The sequence below is a fragment of the Shewanella zhangzhouensis genome (assembly GCF_019457615.1).
Classification (GTDB): domain Bacteria; phylum Pseudomonadota; class Gammaproteobacteria; order Enterobacterales; family Shewanellaceae; genus Shewanella; species Shewanella zhangzhouensis.
In genome coordinates this window covers 846,040-867,640 of record NZ_CP080414.1, presented here as the reverse complement: position 1 = coordinate 867,640, position 21,601 = coordinate 846,040, and the positions used below count along the sequence as shown (strand labels likewise).

Below are 21,601 nucleotides of genomic sequence, written 5' to 3'. Positions count from 1 at the left end.
AATTATCCCTTAGTCGCCTGTGGCCAAGGTTTGACGGCATTTTTCGGTGTGATTGTCAGCAATTTGAAACAGGTGTTTGACCAGCCGTCCGGACGGCCACCTTTATCTGCATTTTTATTCACAAAGAGCGGGGATTTGTTGACTTTTGGCTTTTAAATATGCAAAATGCGCTGGATTTTTGAATAACAACAAAGCAGCCCACTATGCAAAAAAATCAGGATGACCTCGTCAAAACCTTCAAAGCGCTGTTAAAGGAAGAGCGCTTCGGTTCCCAGAGCGAGATAGTTAATGCGCTGCAGGCCGAAGGCTTCAGCAATATCAACCAATCCAAAGTCTCCCGCATGCTGAGCAAGTTCGGTGCCGTCCGTACCCGAAACGCCAAGCAGGAGATGGTGTACTGCCTGCCGGCCGAACTTGGCGTGCCCACTGCCGGCAGCCCACTGAAGAATCTGGTGCTGGATGTGGATCACAACCAAGCCATGATTGTGGTGCGTACCAGCCCGGGGGCTGCCCAGCTGATAGCCCGTTTGCTGGACTCCATCGGCAAACCCGAAGGTATCCTGGGTACCATTGCCGGTGACGATACCATTTTTATCTGCCCCTCCAGCATCAAGACCATCGAAGATACGCTGGAAACGGTTAAGTCCCTGTTTAATTACAGCGAGTAACCTAACACATATTGGGACAAGTCCATCATTCCCATTAAAAAGCGCCCCGCGGGGCGCTTTTTTCAATCCTGACCCTGGAGCAAATAATCCAGCGACGGCGCGAAAAACGACGAGCCAGTCAGGGCGCGGGTGAAATGCATCAGGTGATCGTGATTCCCTTCGCCATCGCCGTGCACCATCGAATGCAGCATCTTTTCGAAATGGGAGGGCGTGCGACAAACAGAGATAAACATCAACCCCTGCTCTTTCACCGAGCCATAGGGCATGCTCTGACGCAGGATCTCCATCGAGTTGCCCTGTTCATCTTTCAGATTCACTCTTTTTATGTGGCTGGTCAGCGGCTTATCGGCAGACTCATATTCGATATTATCCACCTTGGTTCGGCCGATGATGTCTTCCTGCTTTTTCACCGGCAAGCGGTGCCACTTTGAAAGGTTATGGGCAAACTTTTGTACGTGCACATAAGCCCCGCCCCGGAATGCCGGATCTTCATCCCCCACCAGGGCCACATCCTGACGGTGGCGACCGCGGGGATTTTCAGTACCGTCCACAAACCCGGTCAGATCCCGGTTATCCATAAAACGGAAACCGCGCTCTTCGTCCACCAGCTCCACCAGCTCATCGAGCATCTGATTCACCTCATTGGCCACCAGATGCAGTATGTCCAGACGATCACAACGCAAATGTACAAATAAATCGTACTCCAGCGCAGGTGCCTCCCGGTTGCCTTCGTGCATTGCAGGGAAGGGCTTGAGTCGAGACGGGCGCTCCTGACCAAAGAGACTGTCCCAATAGTTAGCCCCCACAGCCACGAACCCATTAAAGGCACTGTCGGCATATTGGTCTGTGAGGTCGTAAAGGTATTGGGCAACACTGGCAAGGCTCGCACGCAGCGACTGCTCAACCCCTTCGTTGGCGTTGAACATCAGATAGACTGCGTGAAGATTGCCTTCGGCGCACACGCCCAACTGTTCACGTGGCATAACCTGATTATCCATATTATTAAGGCCTTACTGAGTATGTCTTTGTCGGTCACATTATCCCGTACTTTAGGAAAAAATATCACCGACCGACGCACATTACACGAGATTGGTTGTTATTCACCCTAATAGCCTGCGGCCTGACCATCTTTACGGCTCTCGGAAGCACCGCGATAGACACCGGTTTCCACATTGATACCGATAGCCTGATAGCCGCCAAATTCCCCCAGGGCATCCCGGATCACATGGCCTTTTTTCACCAGTTCCCGACGGGTCTCCATGGAAAAACCCGACTCCAGGCTCACATAACCGCCATCGCTCATCACCTCGCCGGTGGGCTCGCTGGAGCCCGAATGCAGAATACGTGGCGCATCGCCCGCTTCCTGTAAATTCATGTCGAAGTCGATGAGATTAATGATAATTTGCGCATGCATCTGCGGCTGGGTGGCGCCGCCCATCACCCCAAAACTGAGCCAGGGTTTACCCTCTTTGGTTACAAACGCCGGAATGATGGTGTGGAAGGGCCGCTTGCCGGGGGCGTAAGAATTGGGGCGCCCCGGGGTTAAATCAAACAACTGCCCCCTGTCCTGCAGCACAAAGCCGAGATCCGGGGGTGTCATGCCAGAGCCCATACCGCGGAAATTACTTTGAATGAGGGACACCATGTTGCCTTCGCTGTCCGCGGTGGTGAGATACACGGTATCACCCTGTTGCAGATTGGGGTTACCCGGCTCCACCGACTTGGCGGCCCTGGGACCTATCTGCTTGGCACGCTCCTGGTTGTAGCGCTCCGAAATAAGCTCACTTACGGGCACATCGGCAAAGGCCATATCGGCGTAAAAACGGGCCCTGTCAGCAAAGGCGAGCTTTTTGGCCTCCACAAAATGGTGCACGTATTCAACGCTGTCATGCCCCATGGCTCTTAAATCAAACGGCTCCAGGGTTTTTAAAATTTGCAGCGCGGCTATGCCCTGACCATTCGGTGGCAGTTCCCACACATCAAAGCCGCGGTAATTTACCGAGACGGGCTCTATCCACTCGCTGGTGTGCGAGGCCAGATCCTCGTAGCCGAGGTAGCCGCTATTGGCTTTCATGTATTTGTCTATGCTGCGGGCAATGTCGCCCTTATAGAAGGCGTCCCGGCCACCCTTGGCTATTTTCTCGTAGGTATTGGCGAGGGCGGGATTTTTCATGATGTCGCCCCTGGCCGGCATTTTGCCATTGGGCATATAGGTTTCACTGAACCCCGGATATTTGGCGAGGCGTCGGGCACTGCCTTCCAGGTAAAAAGCGATAAGTTCAGAAACCGGGAAACCCTTTCGCGCGTAGTCGATGGATGGCGACAAAATTTGCGACATTGGCAATTTGCCAAAGCGTTCATGCAGCTCAAACCAGCCATCCACGGCACCGGGTACAGAAACAGGCAATGGGCCAAAGGGCGGTAAAAATTCAAGCCCCTGTGCCTTAAGCATATCCAGCGTGAGCGATTTTGGGCTGCGACCCGAGGCGTTCAAGCCGTATAGGCGTTTGTCTCTGGCGCTCCAGACAATGGCAAAGAGGTCACCACCCACACCCGAGCCTGTAGGTTCAACCAGCCCCAGCATGGCATTGGCGGCAATAGCGGCATCCACCGCACTGCCACCGGCTTTCAATATATCCAGCGCAACTTGGGTGGCCAAAGGCTGGCTGGTCGCCGCCATTCCCTGGGTGGCGTACACCTCCGAACGACTGGCAAACGCCTTACCTGTGATCCTGTCCATGGCCAACACTCCTTCGCTGCTGCCCAGTCCGATAACGGCCAGGGCTAAAATAGTGATTGTAAACCTGTTCATGGTGAGTCCTCCCAGAACACAAACTACACAGGTTTACCTCAATAATCACCTGTTTAAGCAAAGATTACCGGTGTATCCGCCGCCGCAGACAAACTGACACGGCTGCCACAGGCGAGATGGCCAAGGTGGCTGTGGATATCCAGTACCTGCTCGCCAAGACGCACCAGATAATGACATCCATTGCCAAGAAAGCGGCGCTCAAGTATCTCCCCTGCCCCATCGGCTCTGGCTTCAATCACCAGCTGTTCGGGACGCAGTAGCCAGCGACCGGTTTCAGATGCCGCCTTAAAGTCTTGCGGCAATGGGAAAGCTCCCAGAGTGCTGATGAGTTGCCCGGCTTCGAGCTTCACATCCAGATAATTGCTGGCACCGAGGAAGTCGGCCACATAGGGGGTGTTGGGGCTTTGGTACAAGGTTTCCGGAATGCCGTGCTGCACTATACGGCCCGCTTCAAACAGTGCCAGAGTATCGGCAAAGGCAAAGGCCTCATCCTTACTGTGGGTCACAAACACCGCCGACACGTTACGCGCCTTCAAAATGGCCCTGATTTCCAACATCAGCGCCCGGCGTACCTGGGCATCGATATTGGAAAAAGGCTCATCCAGCAACAGCAGGTCCGGCTCGTAGGCCAGGGCTCTTGCAATGGACACCCGTTGCTGCTGCCCACCTGATAGCTCATGTGGGTAACGTTTTCCAAGCCCCTCCAGTTTGACCAGACTCAGCATTTCCTCGAGCCTGACGCTACGGCTTTGTTTATCCAACTGACGGACACCAAAGAGGATATTGTCGGCGACTGTGAGATGAGGAAAGAGCGCGTAGTCCTGAAATATCATCCCTATGCTGCGCTTTTCCGGTGCGACGAAGCAGCCATCTGCACTGACAGTGTTGCCGTTGATGACAATGCTGCCGGCCGAGATATCCTGAAGCCCGGCTATGGTCCTGAGTAAGGTGGTTTTACCACAGCCACTGGGGCCAAGCAGTGCGGTGATTTCGCCCTGTGTCAGGGTGAGGTCGAGTCCGCGCAACACCTGCTCGCCGCGATAATCACTGTGAAGTCCCTGAATGCTCAGAGTCGACATATCAGCTCTCCTTCTCGATGGAACGGTTTAAAAACACCAAAGGAATCAGTCCCACCAATACAATCACAATGGCGCCCAGAGCCCCCTGCTCCAGCCGCTCATCCGACACATACTCAAACACCTTGGTCGCAAGGTTTTCAAATCCAATGGGCCTTAACAGCAGCGCTGCCGGTAGCTCTTTCATGGCTTCAATGAACACCAGCAGCAACGAAGCTAAAATGCCGGTACGAAGCAGCGGTAAATGCACCTTGAAGAACAGGGCAATCGGCCCCCGGCCCATGGAGAGTGCCGCCATATCGAGCGACGGCGACAGCCTGCGCCAGCTGTTTTCAATGCCACCGATGGCAATGGCAATAAAACGCACACAAAAGGCAAATATCAGGGCGATGGTGCTGCCGGTAAACAGCAGCCCGGGGCCATCAATACCCAGCCAGGCACAAAAATCGTTAAGGCCGAAATCGAGCCAGGTCAGGGGGCCAAGCACGCCGATGGCAAGCACTGTACCCGGCAAGGCATAACCGGTTGAAGCAAGCCTTGCGGGCATGGCGTCCTGCGCTCTTGGGCTTATTCGGGCAATAAACAGCAGCGCCAGCGCAAACACAACACAAAGCACGGCTGCGATGGCCGACAGTGAAAAGCTGTTCCAACTGTAACGCCAGAAATCGCCCTGCCAGCTCAGGTCAAAGTAGCGCACCGCATAACCCAGCAGGATGCCGAGGGGCAACAGGAAAGATAGAAACAGCAACAAACTGCAATAGCCCAAGCCCAGCCAACGCCAGCGGCCCAGATGCAGGCGGGGGATTTGTCCGGTAAGCGCCTGACGCTGAAACAGCTGCTGTCGGCGCCGGGCAAATCGCTCCAGCCAGATAAGTAAGAACACCGCCACCAGAATAATCATCGACAGCTTGGAAGCCGAGGCCAGACTGCCATAGCCAAGCCAGGTGTCGTACACCGCAGTGGTCAGGGTGGGCACGGCAAAATAACTCACGGTAGCGAAGTCGGCGGCGGTTTCCATAGCAACCAGCGCCACGCCGGCGGCGATGGCGGGCCTTGCCATGGGCAGCGCCAAACGCCAGAAACTTTCACGCTCGCTGGCGCCCATCAAACGGGATGCCTGCAGCAAACTCAGAGACTGCTCCATAAAGGCGGTGCGGGCCAGCAAAAAGATGTATGGGAATAGCACCAAGGCCAGGATAAGCGTGGCACCGCCGAGGCTGCGAATATCGGGAAACCAATAGTCGGCGCCGCTATCAATCCCAAGCAGCGCCCGCAAGGTCCGCTGAATCGGCCCCGGATAATCAAGCAGGTCGGTGTATACGTAGGCCACCACATAGGCTGGCATCGCCAGTGGCAGCAGCAAAGCCCATTGAAAGAAGCGTCTGCCCGGCACTTCGCAGCGGGCCACCAGCCAGGCTGCAGGAATCGCCAGCAGTGCCGACAGCAAGCCAACCCCCAACATCAGCAGCAGGGTATTGAGGATATAAGTGGGCAGCACAGTATCGGCCAGGTGCGCAAACACCTCGCCATCGGGAAAGGCGGCGGTAGCCAACAGCGCCAGCAGCGGTGTTAAAAACAGAAATGCAATAAAAAAACCCAAAAACGACCAGCGCTTGGGTAATCCAACTACCATAGTGTATTCCAGAGGCGGCGCCCTCCGTTGGCGCCGCACGAATTAGGCGAATGCTATCGTCAGAGGTCGAATTTCACTTCATCGAGCAATTTCACGGCAGCACCGTGATATTCGGCAAGCTTTTCAATGGCCAGTGTGTCGGCCTTGAACTCGCCCCAGGAGGCCACCATCTCTGAGGGTTTCACATCAACTTTCACCGGGTATTCCATGTTGACTTCGGCATAGGCATGTTGCGCTTTGTCAGATGCCAAAAACTCCATCAGCTTAACGGCCTGTTCCTTGTTGGGAGCATATTTTGGCATGGCCATGCCGGACACATTGATGTGGGTGCCACGGTTAGCTTGGTTGGGGAAGTTGATGTATACGGCTTCAGCCCAGCTCTTTTGCTCAGGGTCCTGCATCATGGCACCGAAGTAATAGCTGTTGCCGATGGCGATATCACACAGGCCTTCCTTTACGGCCTTGACCTGTGCCCTGTCGTTCCCCTGAGGTTTGCGCGCCAGATTGGCTTTCAGGCCTTCGAGCCACACTTTGGTTTCGGCCTCGCCCTTGTTGGCAATCATGGATGCCACCAGCGAAATATTGTAAGGATGCTTACCGCTGCGGGTGCAGATTTTACCTTTGTATTTGGGATCGGCCAGATCTTCATAGTCGATATCCAACTTACCCAGCCTTTCTTTTGAAGAGTACAGGCTGCGGGTGCGCACCGTCAGGGCATACCAATCACCATCGGCTGAGCGCAACTGCGCTGGAATGTTGCTCTCGAGAACCGGACTTTGCACCTTGTCCACCAGATCTTTATCAACCAGCTCCATCAGCTTAGAGAACTCGGAGGTCAATACCAAATCCGCCGGAGACAGACGGCCTTCACGCTGCAGACGTTCTGCTATGCCATCTTTGGCAAATACCAGCTGGGTTTGAATGCCGGTTTCTTTCGTGAATTCTGCCAGTATGGGCTCGATCAAAAATGCCTGACGATAGGAATAGACAGTCAACGTATCAGCCGCCATGGCAGAGCCGGTCAAGCAGGCCAGGCCTGCGAACAATACCCCTTTGGACAATTTCATCTCGAACTCCCAGAACTTGGTTAAGTCAAAACAAACTAATGATAATTATTATCACTACAGACAGGGTAATCCAAGGGGTCTTAACTGACAACTTAAACTCGCCAAAATGTTAGCTGAGTCAATGAAATTTATCGATATTACTCAATGTGTTACGCAATTGCACCGAAAGCAAACCGCGAATTATCTCAAACTAAACTAAACTGAAACTTAATTGTTAACCGGCAGGGGGCTAGCACAATGGACTTGTTTTTGCTGTTGCTGGCTCTGGCTGTGTCAGTAGGCTGGTTCGTTTACAGTAAGTATCAATCGGATCACTGGCATCAACGTCACAGGGAGTGCAGACACAAAAAGCACGCTGTAGTGCCCCATGAGCTGGAGATTCCTAAAGATCAGAGTGTGTACGAGTCCCTGGAAGAGGTAGAGCACCAGGCCAGGATCAATGGGGCAAAGCCACAGGGCCTACATCCATTTCACTGCGTCACTGTGGTTGCCGGTTTAAATGACTGCAGTGCCAGACAGGCCATGGATGGGCAACGATTTCTCTCCGGTGATGCCCCCGCCATTCCACTGAAAGGCTGTGATGCCGAAACCTGCCATTGCCATTATCAGCACTTTGAAGACCGCCGGATCCCCCACTCAGACAGACGGGCGAGGTATGGGCTAACAGAAGAATTGTATGGGCATTTCGGTGAAAAAAATAAGCGCCAACTCCCCAAGGGCCGGCGCATTACAGATGTTTAGCAGGCAATATCCGGGCGCGTTTCACGGAATATTGGCAACTCACGCACTTCGTCAAACCACAGTGTCAGCGCCGGTGCAAGATTACGCCACTCCAGTGCCGGATGTCGGTAATCCATATAATCCAATAAGCACACCAACGCCATACTGTGGGCGTTAATGCGGTCAGACGAACCGGCACCCTGACGCTCAAGCTCACGAATGCCCCTCAAGAGCGCCTGTTCAAAACGCGAGGTCCAAAACGCTGAACGCACGCCCTCTTCTTCACGCATCTGCTCCTGCCTCAGCTTTACTGCACTGTCGATAAGCCCTTTCAGCAGTGAAAACTGACACTGGGCATGCCAATCCAAACCCGGCTCTCCAAACAACTGACTCTTGGCATAGGTTGCATCAAGGTAGCGGCAGATCACTTCACTGTCGTAGAGGGCGGCCCCATCGTTCAAAAACAAGCAGGGAATTTGCCCGAGAGGATTGGCACTCAGCAAGGTATCACCATTTTCCAATGGATTGGTGTTCAGCTCTTCGACATCCAATTCCAGGTAGCGCACCACGATTCGGACCATACGGGAATAAGGCGAAGGTGCAGAGCATAAAAGCTTCATGGGAGTTCCTTGTGTGTTACCAGTATTTTTCCACTGTGATTTGCCCGGGTGCCCTGCGAAGGTTTTTACACAGACCACGTTCGAGCAACATTGCCTGGGTGCTTGCAACCATCTCGGGATTACCACAAATCATGACCTGAGAATGCGCGGCAGACAAAGTAAGGCCGCTGGCGGCTTCGAGCGCGCCAGAAGCCAGCGCATCGGGTATCCTTTGTTGCATTGCACCGGGTACGGATTCCCGGGTAACGGATAAGATGAGTTGTAAGCTGGGCCTGCTTGCTGCCAGGGCTTGCAACTCGTCAAGATAAGCCAGATCCTCAGCCCGGCGAACCCCATATACAAGCACCAGGTGTTCAAACCTTTGCCAGGGCTCTTCGGTGCCAAGCATGGAAATAAAGGGGCCAACGGCGGTACCAGTGGCGAGCATCCAGAGCTGACGCCCGGCTGCGGGGGCGTCGGGTAATTCGCCCAAGGTTAAAAAGCCGGTCGCGCTGGCAGAAACTTGAAGCACATCACCGGGGCTCAAATCCTGCAATCTCGGAGAGAGCTCGCCCTCTTCAACGGCAACGGCCAGCACCTCGATATAATCGGTTCCGGGAGGGTTAACCAGAGAATAAGCCCGAGCTATGCGCTTATCCTCACTGGGTAAACTGAGTTTAATAAACTGTCCCGCAATAAAGGGCGCTATTTTGGCATCAATCCTGAGACTGAACAGCTTGTCGGTCCAATCCTTTCTTTGCAACACCCGGCCTTCGACCCACATGTCGCCTCCCCTACTCTGTGGCTGCAGCTCCAGCATAAGCAAGGGAGGAAAAAATAAAAACCCTTTTTAACGAAGGCGTTTATCCTGCTGTGCTCTGTTCTTTATCTTGTGGATTCATCTTGTCGGCAAAATCCTTGAGCCCTTGCTGCACCAGGTCGTAGGTCTTATCAACGCCCGCTGCGATATCCCCTTCCAGTACCTTAAGACCACTGAGTATGTCTCTGGCTTCTTTGAAGCCCTCATCAATCGCACCGCCAATCACAGCCATAAACCCCTCCAACTGCTGAACCAATGGCTGGCTGCTATTTTGAGATTGATAAACGCTGAAGAATTGGGTGGCAAAATCAACTATTCTGCCGGCCGTGGCTTCTGGAGAAGTATCAACGCCTTCCTCTGCCAGCCGCTCAATGGCCTGCTCGCCCATAGTCGGGGCAAGCTGCTCATTGATGGCTTCGATCGCGGCACGATACAGCAATACCATGGGCTCATCGGCAGCACTCAGGCTCACCTCTTGCTGTGCCGAAAGTATCGCTGCGTTCATCAAGGCACGGCTGGAATGTGCAGCTGTCTTTTGGCTGGCAACCACAGCAACAGTCTCACCATGGTTTTTGCCCGCTTCGGGGCTCTTGTCTTTTGCCACTTGAGACACTGTGGCACCGTGATTGGGTTGGGGCGGGCGAATTTCCATGGATTACCTCGATACTGACACAAGTCTGCTCAACCTCTGTATCGGATAATTTTTGTACAACTTTAATAAAAAGTCGTCCTCTTGTTGCAAGAAAGCAATAGGGAACATACTCGACTTAAGTTTTAATTTAAACTTCACCAGCCTTGAGTATAATGGCCGGCCAAAGATTGATTCAGTTAACACTTAGGGAGTAAAGTGGGGGCTGGATCAACCATTTAAAGCTCAGGATCCGGATAGTGAATAAGCCAAATATGCCCGAGGTAAAACCTCGCAGTACCAGTTGTCAGAACTGCGACAGACTAACCGAGATTGAAGGAGAACAACTCTGTTTCAGGGATGGGCGCATCATTCGATTAATGCCTGCCGACGGGGAAAAACATTTGCCGCTGCTGTGTGAGGGATGGCGTAAGCCCCCTTCCTCTAAATGATTAGCCTTGGCTGTAAAAACCTGCCGAAGGATGGCTACCGGCTTGGGCGCTGCGGATCACATTGTCCAACACCATGTCTGTGTTTAGTTTTGCCAGCGTCAATCCTCGGGTAGACACCTTAAGACCAGCGCAGAGCTGTGCGTATATATCCACCAACGTTTCCTGAGTCACCTGCCGTTTTTTCAAGGTTGTAGAAACGGCATTCCAATCTGTGGTGACTTTTTCACTCATGCCTTCCAAATTGACCAGCAAAGCGATGTTTTTCATAGCGACTCCGTGACAATTTTTATCCTTTTTAGGATTATGCGAGCGCTTTGCTGAATCACACCTGAACTTCACTTCATCTTTTGCTCATGCTGAATATGCCAGAGCCTGGCGTAAAGACCGTCCATCGCGAGCAATTGTTTATGGGTTCCCTGCTCGGCAATGCGTCCCTTACTCAGCACCAAAATGCGGTCGGCATCCACTATGGTTGAGAGTCGGTGGGCGACCACCAGACTGGTGTGTCCGGTGGCCACTTCTTTCAGGGCATCCAATATCGCCTTCTCGGCACGGCTGTCCAGTGAAGAGGTCGCTTCATCAAACACCAGGATGGGCGACCCCTTGAGCATGGCTCTGGCGATGGCAACCCGCTGTTTTTCTCCACCAGAGAGTTTAAGGCCGCGCTCACCCACCTTGGTGTCCCAACCCGATGGCAATGCCGCCACAAAATCTGCCAGATGTGCATGACGAATTACGGCCAGAACCTCTTCATCACTGGCATCCGGGCGGCCATAGCGGATGTTTTCCAGCAGCGAGTCATTAAAGAGCACAGTATCCTGGGGCACTATGGCTATGGCTCTTCTCAGGCTGTCCTGGGTCATGTCGCGAAGATCCATGTCATCGATGCAAATACGCCCGGAATCGACGTCATAGAAGCGAAACAGCAGCTTAATCAGCGTTGACTTGCCGGCGCCGCTGTCACCCACCACGGCCACCTTTTCCCCGGGTGCCACAGTAAAACTGACATCCGACAAAATAGTGCGCTCGTCGTAGCTGAAGTTAACCTGCTCAAAACGGATTTCTCCCCGCTGGCAGGCAAAATTCACGGCATCGGTCTTATCTTCAATGCGCGGCGTTTTGTCCAAGAGGCCAAACATCCGCTCGATGTTCGCCAGTGCGCCACGGATTTCCCTGTAGACAAAGCCCAAAAAGTTCAACGGCATAAAGAGCTGCATCATAAAGGCATTGATGAGCACAAAATCGCCCAGTGTCATCTGGCTTTCGGTCACATGCTTGGCGGCAAGTGCCATCATGGCGGTCATTGCAACGGCAATTATGACTGCCTGGCCGCCGTTCAGGGCAAATAACGACAGACGGTTATTTCGTTTGGCCGTTTCCCAGGCTTCCAACGCCTTGTCATAGTGGTCCGACTCAAAGCGCTCGTTGTTAAAGTACTTCACGGTTTCATAGTTCAGCAGACTATCGATGGCGCGGGTATTGGAAACGGAATCTGCCTTGGCCGCCTGGCGCACATATTCGGTACGCCACTCGGTGGCAACCACACTGAAGCCGATATAAAGGATGACGGAAACCAGGGTGATACCGGCGAATTGCCAGCCGTATTTAACGAAAAAGATACCCACCACCAAGGCAATTTCCAGTAAGGTCGGCACTATGTTGAACACCATAAAGCGCATCAAAAAACTCACGCCACTGGTGCCCCTTTCTATATCTCTGGAAAGACCGCCGGTGCGACGTTCAAGGTGAAAGTCCAGATCCAGGCGATGTAAGTGATCAAACACCGCCAGCCCCAATCGGCGGATGGCCCGCTCTGTGACACGCCCAAACAGGGTGTCGCGGATTTCCCCGGTAATGGACATCAGCAAGCGGGTGCCACCGTACGCCAGCACCAACCCCAATGGCACGGCAACCAAGGCTTCACTCCTGCCTGCATCCAGACCATCCACCAGCCCTTTCAACAAAAAAGGCATACCTACACTCGCCAGCTTGGCAATCAACAAGCACAGCAGTGCAAGCAAAATACGTCCTTTAAACTCGAGTAAATAGGGCCAAAGCAGGCCAAGTACTTTCCAGTTCAGCTTTTCGATGGGGCCTTCAAAATAGGCTGTTGGGCGCATAGATATAAGACGCAAGGGAGTTTGAGAGGGATTCTATCACCCTGAAACGGGTTTGAACGTCTTGTTGTTGGCAAACTCACCAGAATTGTTGAGCCGTGTGCTGATAAGCGTCCCCTTTGTCGGCATCGACGCAGGCAAATTCATAGTACTTCATTCCATTAAAGCAATACAAAACTCATACTTTTGATTTACCAAGATGTCATTTGAATTACACTTTACTACTACTGAAGCCGATTTTTTTCGCCTGCGAGCGTCTACGAGGTTATACAAGAAAAAAGAATTTGCTAATCTGTGACCACCTTAGTGTCCGACCTGGCATATTTTTTTGGTCCGACATGAGAGTTCAGAATTAATTTCTGTAAAATACAATAACTTAAGGGCGATTTATGTTAGATTCTGCACAAGTTCAATACCCACCGCTCACTTTGATCCAAACCTGGGTATGGATGATGATGGAATCAGGCAATCCGGAGCTTCAGGAAAAGGGACGTCGAAATCTGATTAATTCATTTGGCAGCCTGGCCAAGGCTAATGAGTACTTGGCGCAAAACCTGAAAAAGTAAGTAAAAGAAAAGGCGCCTCAGGCGCCTTTTTGATATCAGCTGCGCTCGCGCCTGGCCAGTACGGCTTGATTCAGGGTAGCCAGCAGTTTGGCGCTGTCATCCCAGCCGAGGCAGGCATCTGTGACACTTTTGCCATATTCCAGTGGTACGCCAGGGATATGATCCTGACGACCTTCACTCAGATGGCTCTCAACCATCACACCGAAAACCCCTTTGTTACCATCGGCAAGCTGACTGGCAACATCATCGGCAACAACCATCTGGCGGGTGAATTGTTTGCTGCTGTTGGCATGGCTGAAATCAATCATCACATTGTCCGGCAACCCTGCATTTTGCAGCTCGGTCTGGATCTTGGCGACATGCTCGCGGCTGTAATTGGGCTCGCGGCCACCGCGAAGAATAATGTGGCAGTCCGGATTACCTTTGGTGGACACAATGGCCGAGTGTCCAAACTTGGTCACCGACAAAAAGTGATGGGGAGCCGCCGCCGCGCCTATGGCATCGATGGCAATTTTGATAGTGCCATCGGTGCCGTTCTTGAACCCTACCGGGCAAGAGAGACCGGATGCCAGCTCCCTATGCACCTGAGACTCAGTGGTGCGGGCACCGATAGCCCCCCAACACATGAGGTCAGCAACATACTGGGGCGTAATCATATCGAGAAATTCACCAGCGGTAGGCATGCCCATATGATTCAGATCCAACAACAGCTTGCGGGCCGTGCGCAGACCATCATTCAGCTTAAAGCTGTTGTCCATGTAGGGATCGTTTATCAGGCCTTTCCAACCAACTGTAGTTCTGGGCTTTTCAAAATACACCCGCATTACCACTTCCAGCTGATCGCTATATTGTTCTCGCAGCGCCAGCAAACGCTGACCGTATTCCAGCGCCGCTTCGGGATCGTGAATTGAACAGGGACCAATCACGACCAGCAGGCGATCGTCTTTTTTTGCCAGCAAGTTATGAATATTGCTCCGGGCATTAAAAACCGTGGCAGATGCGTTCTCTGTTGCAGGAAATCGCTCGAGAATGGCGATAGGTGGCAGCAATTCTTTTACTTCATTAATTCGAACGTCATCATTTTGGTAATACATAGGCTTTGCAAGCTCCGGAAAGGGTTAAATCAGGTGTCTCTCTATCTGTTATGACCCTGTCAATTTAGCGACTAAACGAAGCGGTGGCAATCAAGATATACTTTTTTCACAATTTCAAATTTATTACATTGAATTACTTAGCTTTTACATCAATAAAATTCATAATTATCTGAAATAAATGGCACTGGGCTATCCGGCTCACCTGGCTGTCATGCCCCTGAGCACGATAATTTCTCATCTTAAGACATCCCCCTTGATACAGCATTGCGTACCGCAACAATTTTTGGTGCTTTTTCATTCAGTTTAAAACGCCATCGAATCGCAATAAGAATAAATAATGATTCTTATCAATAAGATAACCAGATAGAGCAAAAGCACCAAACCAGCGTATCGAGCCATCACCCTAAACAGTACAGTCGTACCGTTTAAAAGACTTGCCAGCCTGAAAATGTTAGCGATAGGTTAATTACGCAGGTCGGACGTCCTACCTGTTTCAACAAAACCATATAATTACAAGCATAGAGATCAGACAAATGAAGACAGCCAACACGCTAATGCTTCTGGGTCTGTTTGCAGTCAGCCCCCTGAGTTTGGCCGCGTCAGGAATAGCTTTTATTCATGGCACAGGTCATCAAACCGATGCACTTAACGACTACTGGACCGGTGAATTCGTCAATTCCGTCCGCCAGGGTCTCCCCAACAGCGCCAATTACACCGTCATCAACTGCGATTTTGACCAGTATATGTGGGATGAGGCCGCCGCCGGTTGCCTCGCCAGCCAGCTAGGCAGCTTTATCGACAGTAAAAACATCGACGATCTGGTACTGCTCACCCACTCCAATGGTGGCAATGTGGTGCGCTGGATACTCTCCAATCCCACCTGGGACGCGCGCTATCCCAAGGTAATCAATGCCACGTCGCGGGTCATAGCACTGGCCCCGTCCAGTGCAGGCACTCCGCTGGCCGACGCCGTGACTGAGGGCAATGTGTTCGAAACCACACTCGGCTGGCTGCTGGGTTACGGCAGCGATGCCGTGAAACAGCAACAGGTCAGTTGGATGTCCTACTACAATGCCAACTGGCTCAAGGGTACCGCTGGGCGCCCTGCCCTTGGCAAACCCTTTGAGGTGGTAGTGGGCTCCGATGTGGACTCTGCCATTTGGGACAGCGACAGCTATTGCGGTGGTTATCAATATCAGGTCGCCCTTGAGACCACCCAAAACTGGCTGGACGATTGCTCGGACGGTTTCCTGGAATGCAGCTCACAGAGTGCCGCGGGTACCGTCTGGTTCAAGGACAAGCAAAAAACCTGGGGCAGCGAGCCATTAAGCCATCAGCAAAGTCGCCGCGCCTGTTTTGGCCTCGACGTCTTTATCCGCAATCGCATATAGGAGCGCGACCATGATGACTCACAACAAACTGGCCGCTGCGGTATTGATGTCACTGATGCTCAGCGCCTGTCAGGGAGAAAACAGCCAAGACAACGCCGATGCCCTGGGTGTGCAGGTGGTTCAGCTGTCACCTCTGTCCACCGGCGACTTGGGCTTTAGCCAGGTTCAGGCGCCTGTCACTCAGGGACTGAACTCCCGCCGGGAAGACATCCAATTTGTCTCCCCCATGTCGGGGGAATATCAGCCCCGCCAATGGCAAAGCAGCCAATTGGTGGCCAGTAATGAATACTGGTTCCCGGTCTCGGGTGAGGCACTGAATCAAGGCATTCCCCTGACTATCAGCCAGGGCGGCGCCGTCATACGCCTGGCCCCAAGAGCCGACATGAGTTCTGGCGCCTTGTTCCATGCCCCGGCTATTGAACCTGCCTCACTGGAGCTTTCAGCCCCCAAAGGTGCACAGGTGCCAAATCTGGTGCGTTCCATGGCCAATGCCGAAGCATTGGCGTCGGCGGGCATGAATGATGACTCGAGTGCGCTCCTGTTATCCAGCGCCGCCCCTGCCGGTGAATACCGTCTCAAGGTTAGAAGTGCCGTTGATCCCCGCAGTCAGTATCTGGTGAATGTGAAGGAAAAAGGCAGCCCACTGGTGTTACATCTCAGAGCGCCCATGGGTCTGAGCCTGGGGCAATCCCTAGCAGGTTCACTGACGTTGGATGGACTGGGGCAGTTAAGCACAGCCAAGGCCCGGCTCAGACAAGGAACCCAGGAATTGCCACTGCCACTGACGCTGGAAAATGGCGCATTCAGCGCCGCCATGCCCGATGGTTTTGAGCCTGGGTCTGCCGCAGCGCTCAGCGAGTTGCTGATAGATGTTCAGAGCCGTGTCGATGGGATTGCAGTTAAGCGCACCATTAAAACGGCGTTCAAACACTTTGCCCCCAGCGGCCGGGTGTTACCCGACGCGCAAGTGCAATGGCAAGGCGAGACGCCGGTGGCAGTCACCTTTAACCTGGAACTGGCCGATGCCGGCAGATATGCGCTTTCGGCTGTCCTCACTGGGACGGACAGCAGCGGGAAAGAAGTCGCCATTCACAGCAGTGCGGCGGCACGCTGGTTCGAGGCAAGCAACAGCCTGACTCTCCCGCTATCCCGGGAACTGATTGAGCGCTCCGGGTTGAAAGCCCCATTCCAGATACGGGAACTTGAGCTTAAAGATCAGGGACAGATGGCAACATTGTCGTTTCAGGACAAGGCCCTACGGTTATAACGCAAGCAGTAAAAAAGGCTCCCGCGGGAGCCTTTTGTTTGTATGCTTGATGCCATATTGGCGGTGATTTCCCCGGTCAGCTGCCTGACTTATTTATCCAGCTGTAGTTTAAATTCCTGCACCGCAGCCACGACCTGTTGTGCACCATCCCGGATTTGCTCTATGGCTTCGCCAGCCTCCACCGCGAGCGCAACGCCCTGCTCTACCTTGTGTTTACTCTGCTCCATGTTGGCCACTGCTGCCTGGGATAACACCTGATTTTGGCGAACAACATCAACGATTTCGACTGTGGCATTGGCGGTTCGTGCCGCCAGGCTGCGAACCTCATCGGCCACGACAGCAAACCCTCGTCCCTGTTCCCCGGCACGTGCAGCCTCAATGGCAGCGTTCAGGGCAAGCAGGTTGGTCTGATCGGCAATACTGCGAATGGTTTGCACTATATTGCCTATCTTCTCCGACTGATTGCTCACATCCTCAATACCCCTGGCTGCAAGATTGATTTCTTCGGCAATGCCTCTTACCACCTCTACAGTGGACTGAACCACCTGGGCACCGCTGCGCGCATTGGCATCGGTATTGAGGGCGATATCATACGCCAGTACAGCTGCGGCCGATTCAGCCTGCTGTTGGTTCACCCGCTCGGTAATATCGTTGGCAAACTTGACGATTTTGTACAGCTCACCACGGGCGTTATACACAGGGTTATAGGTGGCGCTGAGCCAAATGGTCCGTCCCAACTTATCCTGACGCTGAAAACGGCCGGTAAAAAACTCCCCCTGATTCAATCGCGACCAGAAGTGTTTGTATTCCTCAGAAGCCGCATACTCAGGCGCACAAAAAAGCCGGTGGTGTTTTCCCTTGATTTCATCCAGGCGATATCCGGTTACGGCCAAAAAGTTTTCATTGGCCCGGATCACTTCACCGTCGGTAGTAAATTCAATCACCGCCATGGAACGATCGATGGCATTTATCATGCTTTGCTGTTCGTTTTCGATTTCCACGACATCCGTGACATCCGCTGCCAGCTTCAAGACGCTGACCACTTTGCCTTCTTCATTGCGAATGGGGTTGTAAGAGGCGCCAAGCCACAGATTTTTGCCATCCCGACCAACCCGTAAAAAGCGACCGCTGGCGTGTTCCCCCACCGCCAAGCTTCGCCAAAATGCTTTGTATTCATGGCTGTTGGCATACTCTGGAGTACAAAAAATACGGTGATGCTTTCCCTGGATATCTTCGAGGCGGTATCCCACAAGGGACAAAAAGTTTTCATTGGCGGTGACTATGGTGCCGTCCGGCAAAAATTCTATCATCGCCGTTGACGCGCTGACGGCGGCGGCCCGCGCCTGATACCTTTGAATTTCAGACCGATAAGAGGCCAATGATTGCTTTAGTTTTTTATTAAACATCTGTTTCTCCGCAACAACCCATATCTGCGATGGACCTGCGATGACGCCATAAAGGACTCGTCAGGCTCTAAAAGGAAGTGTACGTCATAAGGGGCTGATTGGTTCAGATAGCGGGAAATATGTACGTCGGGCGAATCACGACAGAGTGGTAGACACACCTACCAAGCCTCTGGAACTTGCATAAAAATCAATTAATTAAGCAAGACAAGAGCCCGAGAGGAATCCCGGGCCGCTTAAGATGTACGGGCGTAGCCCAAGTAACGGGCTTAATGGCTTGCCATGGCGTTCAACTTGGCCTGATAACGCCGTTTATCTCCATCATCGCCACTGAGCGCCAGGGCTTTTTCCATGCTTTGTTTGGCTTTCTTGGGATTACCCGACGCCCAATAGGCCTGGGACAGTCCAAAGTAAAACTCGTGGCGGTAGTCGGCCTTTTCCACGGCCTGCAAAAACCAGTTTACGGCCTGTTGATACTCATGCTCAGACAATGCCTGCTCGGCCATATCGTAGTAGTAATAGGGGTTGCGGATCCTGGCCAGCTCCAGCACCTTGTGCACTTCCGCCCACTCGTCCAACCTATCCTGGGATGAGAGGATAAGCGCCAGATTATAGAGCGTTGTCATATTTTCCGGCTCTTGCTTCAGCGCCTGCCGATACACCTCCTCGGCAAGATCTTCCCGTTGATGATAGCGATACAAAATGGCAAGGGTATTGAGGGCCGGAACAAAGGTATTACTCTGCTCAAGGGACATGCGAATTAAGCCGTAGGCTTTGTCATGCTCTCTATTGATCAGCGCCTCGGCGGCCAGGTTATTGTAAAACATCGCCAGCAGCATGCTGCGGTTGATACGTACCCTGTCATAGCCGCGTACGGCCCGCTCGGGGAGAAAGTCTACAAGGATCGGCCCCCGCAAATGCACCACATTCGCTTCCGAGGGCGGCAACAGTCGCAGATTCACATGGCCGTTGACCAGATAAAAATCCCCCTGTCTGTCCCACACCGGCTGTACCAACACATCCTGAAAGTCCACGGCGACACCCAGTGCATCGGCCATGGCTGCCGCCAATACCACCAACGACATGCAATTTCCCGCCCTGTCATAATAGGTATCGGCTGCGATACGGGTATTGTTGTCCTGATAGCTGAAACCGCCATCGGCCGCAGCAAGCTGGGAAGAGAGCCATGTGTGGGCCGGTTGATTGTCGCCGCCAGGGATGTTGCGCTGACGTTCGAAGGCGCGCCTTAAGTCCTGCGCTACGCTAGGCGGTAAGGAAAATACCGCTTCGGGAGAGGGCAAGCCACTGACTGGCGAGAAAATTTCATCGTGAAATAAGGTCGTGATACTGGTTTGATGCTCACGCTCGGAAGTGGAGGCACAGGACACCAGCAAAGGAAGTAACAGGCAACAGAGTATTCTTGCAGACATCGGCGCCTCCAAAATCGATTGACCTCACTTGAGACTACGTCAATTTGGCACGAAAAGCCCACTCAATAAGTAACAAAAGTTTAACGCTCTGTTCCCTCGTTTGACTGGTTGGCAGGTTGTCCTTCAGCCTCAGGATTGGGAACGGAAATGTAGAGCTCTCGTCCCTGCCATAAATAGGGTCGGTAGAAGAGACCATTGCAGCTGAAATACCGATAGGGGGATGGCACCAACATACATCCCAGTGGCAGAGACTGCAGTATATCCAGTTGCTGCTGAGCCCGTATGGCCTCCTGCCACTGATGCTCCCGGGCCAGTTGGTCACGAACGGCAAAGGCATCGAAGGCTTCATCACTCTTTCGCACCACCACCTGCCCGGCGGTAGCACCCAAACTCAGCAGCACTGTCAGCACGAGTAACTTTTTTATCCGCATTTCCAACTCTCCCTTCAGCCCCGGCCTCCTTGCGACCTAAGTCTCCCCTCAACCTCAGCATGGCGTCCCCGGCCTGATATCCAGGCTCAAGTCAGTATCCCTCCCCTGCTTTGCCAAATACAAGCGAAACAAAAACAGCAGGCCTGAGCCTGCTGTTTGTCTGAGTTTTGAAGATTAACTGGCCGTTTTTACTGTCACAAACTCGGGGTAGGCGTCGATACCGCAGTCTGAAGCATCCATACCATTGTATTCTTCTTCCTCGCTGACACGGATCCCCATGGTCACCTTGAGGGCAAACCACACCAGGAAGGAGGCGCCGAAGGTCCAGGCAAAGATGGCACAGATACCAAACAGCTGTCCGCCCAAGGTCGCATCGCCATTGGATGCAGGTACCAACAGCAAACCCAGCACCCCGGCCACGCCGTGCACGGAGATGGCACCCACGGGGTCATCAATCTTGATGCGATCAAAGCCCACGATAGAGAACACCACCAGGGCACCAGCCAGCAAACCAATGGCGGCGGCGAACTCCAGGGAAGGTGACAGGGGATCTGCGGTAATGGCCACGAGACCCGCCAGCGCACCGTTCAATATCATAGTTAAATCGGCCTTGCCCCAAATCATTTTGCAGACGATAAGGGCAGAAATGGCACCGAAAGCCGCAGCCGAGTTGGTATTGACAAAGATCTTACCGACAGAGGCGGCGTTGGCGGCATCGGACACCATCAACTGTGAGCCACCGTTAAAGCCGAACCAGCCCATCCACAGGATAAACATACCAAGAGTCGCCATTGGCAGGTTGGAGCCAGGGATAGGGTTAACCTGACCCGATGGACCATATTTACCTTTACGGGCGCCCAGCAAAATCACGCCGGACAGTGCCGCGGCAGCACCGGCCATGTGCACAATACCGCTACCGGCAAAGTCCACGAAACCGGCCGCGCTGACAAAGCCGCCACCCCAGGTCCAGAAGCCTTCGACCGGATAGATTACCGCCGTCATCACCACGGAAAATGCCAGGAAGGCCCAGAGTTTCATGCGTTCAGCCACAGCGCCGGACACAATCGACATGGAGGTTGCCACAAACACCACCTGGAAGAAGAAGTCTGATTCCAGTGAGTGGTCGGCATCGGCGGCCTGGGTACCAATCAGGGTACCGAAGCTTGGCAACCAACCCGCTTCAGGGTTGTCCACATACATGATGTTGTAGCCAACGATCAGGTAGGTGATACAGGCAATTGAATAGAGGCACACGTTTTTGGTGAGGATCTCAGTGGTGTTTTTGGAGCGCACCAGACCCGCTTCCAACATGGCGAAGCCTGCCGCCATCCACATCACCAAGGCCCCGGAGATCAAAAAGTAAAAGGTATCCAGTGCGAATCTGAGTTCGGCCACTGTCAGGCCCAGTTTGCTGATTTCTTCCATCT

At 53.1% G+C, this 21,601-nt stretch carries 19 protein-coding genes and 2 pseudogenes; 5 read left to right on the top strand and 16 right to left on the bottom strand.

The genetic code is table 11. From position 1 onward, the window contains the following. Positions 1-203 precede the first annotated feature (203 nt). Positions 204-668 (top strand): transcriptional regulator ArgR, encoded by a 465-nt coding sequence (gene argR / locus K0H63_RS03735; protein WP_011758789.1) that lies wholly within the window; start codon positions 204-206, stop codon positions 666-668. 62 nt (positions 669-730) lie between these two features. On the opposite strand, the gene K0H63_RS03730 is transcribed toward argR, so the two are convergent. The 5 genes from K0H63_RS03730 to K0H63_RS03710 all read right to left on the bottom strand — a co-directional run bounded on the left by K0H63_RS03730 (position 731) and on the right by K0H63_RS03710 (position 7,256). Beyond that, on the bottom strand, positions 731-1,666 hold the full coding sequence (locus K0H63_RS03730) for a Dyp-type peroxidase (RefSeq protein WP_220066785.1): 936 nt from the start codon (positions 1,664-1,666) through the stop codon (positions 731-733). Between the two features lie 107 nt (positions 1,667-1,773). Beyond that, positions 1,774-3,480, bottom strand: coding sequence for a gamma-glutamyltransferase (gene ggt / locus K0H63_RS03725; RefSeq protein WP_220066784.1), 1,707 nt, complete (start codon positions 3,478-3,480; stop codon positions 1,774-1,776). A gap of 53 nt (positions 3,481-3,533) precedes the next feature. Continuing rightward, entirely contained in the window at positions 3,534-4,559 is a 1,026-nt protein-coding gene (locus K0H63_RS03720) for an ABC transporter ATP-binding protein (protein ID WP_220066783.1), read from the bottom strand. A gap of 1 nt (position 4,560) precedes the next feature. Further along, positions 4,561-6,189 (bottom strand): ABC transporter permease, encoded by a 1,629-nt coding sequence (locus K0H63_RS03715; protein ID WP_220066782.1) that lies wholly within the window; start codon positions 6,187-6,189, stop codon positions 4,561-4,563. Positions 6,190-6,248: 59 nt separating this feature from the next. Next, a complete protein-coding gene (locus K0H63_RS03710) occupies positions 6,249-7,256 on the bottom strand; it encodes a Fe(3+) ABC transporter substrate-binding protein (protein ID WP_220066781.1) in 1,008 nt (335 codons plus the stop codon). A gap of 237 nt (positions 7,257-7,493) precedes the next feature. Here K0H63_RS03710 and K0H63_RS03705 point away from each other — a divergent pair, with 237 nt between their 5' ends. Then, positions 7,494-7,997 carry a hypothetical protein gene (locus tag K0H63_RS03705; RefSeq protein WP_220066780.1) on the top strand — a complete coding sequence of 168 codons (504 nt, stop codon included), beginning with the start codon at positions 7,494-7,496 and terminating at the stop codon, positions 7,995-7,997. Here the strand turns inward: K0H63_RS03705 and K0H63_RS03700 are convergent. The 5 genes from K0H63_RS03700 to K0H63_RS03680 all read right to left on the bottom strand — a co-directional run bounded on the left by K0H63_RS03700 (position 7,994) and on the right by K0H63_RS03680 (position 12,595). Further along, positions 7,994-8,596 (bottom strand): glutathione S-transferase, encoded by a 603-nt coding sequence (locus K0H63_RS03700; RefSeq protein WP_220066779.1) that lies wholly within the window; start codon positions 8,594-8,596, stop codon positions 7,994-7,996. The two genes, K0H63_RS03705 and K0H63_RS03700, sit on opposite strands and share 4 nt — an antisense overlap. A 16-nt stretch (positions 8,597-8,612) precedes the next feature. Next, the gene (locus K0H63_RS03695; protein ID WP_220066778.1) at positions 8,613-9,359 is read right to left on the bottom strand and encodes a ferredoxin--NADP reductase; all 747 of its coding nucleotides are present in this window, start codon (positions 9,357-9,359) and stop codon (positions 8,613-8,615) included. 79 nt (positions 9,360-9,438) lie between these two features. Continuing rightward, entirely contained in the window at positions 9,439-10,047 is a 609-nt protein-coding gene (locus tag K0H63_RS03690) for a DUF5610 domain-containing protein (protein WP_220066777.1), read from the bottom strand. Between the two features lie 428 nt (positions 10,048-10,475). Continuing rightward, positions 10,476-10,742 (bottom strand): hypothetical protein, encoded by a 267-nt coding sequence (locus K0H63_RS03685; RefSeq protein WP_220066776.1) that lies wholly within the window; start codon positions 10,740-10,742, stop codon positions 10,476-10,478. A 68-nt stretch (positions 10,743-10,810) separates the two neighbouring features. After that, the gene (locus tag K0H63_RS03680; protein ID WP_220066775.1) at positions 10,811-12,595 is read right to left on the bottom strand and encodes an ABCB family ABC transporter ATP-binding protein/permease; all 1,785 of its coding nucleotides are present in this window, start codon (positions 12,593-12,595) and stop codon (positions 10,811-10,813) included. Between the two features lie 386 nt (positions 12,596-12,981). Between K0H63_RS03680 and K0H63_RS03675 the strand changes: the two genes are divergently transcribed. Beyond that, positions 12,982-13,158, top strand: a complete 177-nt coding sequence (locus K0H63_RS03675; RefSeq protein ID WP_011758776.1) for a hypothetical protein — start codon at positions 12,982-12,984, stop codon at positions 13,156-13,158. 35 nt (positions 13,159-13,193) lie between these two features. Here K0H63_RS03675 and aroG read toward each other — a convergent pair whose 3' ends face one another. Then, positions 13,194-14,252 carry a 3-deoxy-7-phosphoheptulonate synthase AroG gene (gene aroG, locus K0H63_RS03670; protein WP_220066774.1) on the bottom strand — a complete coding sequence of 353 codons (1,059 nt, stop codon included), beginning with the start codon at positions 14,250-14,252 and terminating at the stop codon, positions 13,194-13,196. Between the two features lie 533 nt (positions 14,253-14,785). Here aroG and K0H63_RS03665 point away from each other — a divergent pair. Then, a complete protein-coding gene (locus tag K0H63_RS03665) occupies positions 14,786-15,643 on the top strand; it encodes a lipase family protein (RefSeq protein WP_220066773.1) in 858 nt (285 codons plus the stop codon). A 10-nt stretch (positions 15,644-15,653) separates the two neighbouring features. Further along, positions 15,654-16,910, top strand: coding sequence for a DUF4785 domain-containing protein (locus K0H63_RS03660; RefSeq protein ID WP_220066772.1), 1,257 nt, complete (start codon positions 15,654-15,656; stop codon positions 16,908-16,910). An 89-nt stretch (positions 16,911-16,999) separates the two neighbouring features. On the opposite strand, the pseudogene K0H63_RS20245 reads toward K0H63_RS03660, so the two are convergent. The 5 genes and pseudogenes from K0H63_RS20245 to K0H63_RS03640 form a co-directional block, all read right to left on the bottom strand. Then, positions 17,000-17,440, bottom strand: a pseudogene (locus K0H63_RS20245) (methyl-accepting chemotaxis protein); the annotation flags it as partial. Between the two features lie 147 nt (positions 17,441-17,587). Next, positions 17,588-18,220: pseudogene (locus tag K0H63_RS20240) on the bottom strand (PAS domain-containing protein); the annotation flags it as partial. 362 nt (positions 18,221-18,582) lie between these two features. Then, positions 18,583-19,743: a tetratricopeptide repeat protein gene (locus tag K0H63_RS03650; RefSeq protein WP_220066770.1), complete on the bottom strand. Its 1,161-nt coding sequence runs from the start codon at positions 19,741-19,743 to the stop codon at positions 18,583-18,585. Between the two features lie 80 nt (positions 19,744-19,823). Continuing rightward, on the bottom strand, positions 19,824-20,174 hold the full coding sequence (locus tag K0H63_RS03645) for a hypothetical protein (protein WP_220066769.1): 351 nt from the start codon (positions 20,172-20,174) through the stop codon (positions 19,824-19,826). A 174-nt stretch (positions 20,175-20,348) separates the two neighbouring features. Continuing rightward, a complete protein-coding gene (locus tag K0H63_RS03640; protein WP_220066768.1) occupies positions 20,349-21,599 on the bottom strand; it encodes an ammonium transporter in 1,251 nt (416 codons plus the stop codon). Positions 21,600-21,601: the final 2 nt, after the last annotated feature.

Coding starts and splice junctions, on each gene's coding strand:
- argR (WP_011758789.1), top strand. CDS start 204: ATGCAAAAAAATCAGGATGACCTCGTCAAAACCTTCAAAGCGCTGTTA.
- K0H63_RS03650 (WP_220066770.1), bottom strand. CDS start 19,743: ATGTCTGCAAGAATACTCTGTTGCCTGTTACTTCCTTTGCTGGTGTCC.
- K0H63_RS03720 (WP_220066783.1), bottom strand. CDS start 4,559: ATGTCGACTCTGAGCATTCAGGGACTTCACAGTGATTATCGCGGCGAG.
- K0H63_RS03665 (WP_220066773.1), top strand. CDS start 14,786: ATGAAGACAGCCAACACGCTAATGCTTCTGGGTCTGTTTGCAGTCAGC.
- K0H63_RS03705 (WP_220066780.1), top strand. CDS start 7,494: ATGGACTTGTTTTTGCTGTTGCTGGCTCTGGCTGTGTCAGTAGGCTGG.
- K0H63_RS03645 (WP_220066769.1), bottom strand. CDS start 20,174: ATGCGGATAAAAAAGTTACTCGTGCTGACAGTGCTGCTGAGTTTGGGT.
- K0H63_RS03715 (WP_220066782.1), bottom strand. CDS start 6,189: ATGGTAGTTGGATTACCCAAGCGCTGGTCGTTTTTGGGTTTTTTTATT.
- aroG (WP_220066774.1), bottom strand. CDS start 14,252: ATGTATTACCAAAATGATGACGTTCGAATTAATGAAGTAAAAGAATTG.
- K0H63_RS03675 (WP_011758776.1), top strand. CDS start 12,982: ATGTTAGATTCTGCACAAGTTCAATACCCACCGCTCACTTTGATCCAA.
- K0H63_RS03730 (WP_220066785.1), bottom strand. CDS start 1,666: ATGGATAATCAGGTTATGCCACGTGAACAGTTGGGCGTGTGCGCCGAA.
- K0H63_RS03710 (WP_220066781.1), bottom strand. CDS start 7,256: ATGAAATTGTCCAAAGGGGTATTGTTCGCAGGCCTGGCCTGCTTGACC.
- K0H63_RS03695 (WP_220066778.1), bottom strand. CDS start 9,359: ATGTGGGTCGAAGGCCGGGTGTTGCAAAGAAAGGATTGGACCGACAAG.
- K0H63_RS03685 (WP_220066776.1), bottom strand. CDS start 10,742: ATGAAAAACATCGCTTTGCTGGTCAATTTGGAAGGCATGAGTGAAAAA.
- K0H63_RS03640 (WP_220066768.1), bottom strand. CDS start 21,599: ATGGAAGAAATCAGCAAACTGGGCCTGACAGTGGCCGAACTCAGATTC.
- K0H63_RS03680 (WP_220066775.1), bottom strand. CDS start 12,595: ATGCGCCCAACAGCCTATTTTGAAGGCCCCATCGAAAAGCTGAACTGG.
- K0H63_RS03700 (WP_220066779.1), bottom strand. CDS start 8,596: ATGAAGCTTTTATGCTCTGCACCTTCGCCTTATTCCCGTATGGTCCGA.
- K0H63_RS03690 (WP_220066777.1), bottom strand. CDS start 10,047: ATGGAAATTCGCCCGCCCCAACCCAATCACGGTGCCACAGTGTCTCAA.
- ggt (WP_220066784.1), bottom strand. CDS start 3,480: ATGAACAGGTTTACAATCACTATTTTAGCCCTGGCCGTTATCGGACTG.
- K0H63_RS03660 (WP_220066772.1), top strand. CDS start 15,654: ATGATGACTCACAACAAACTGGCCGCTGCGGTATTGATGTCACTGATG.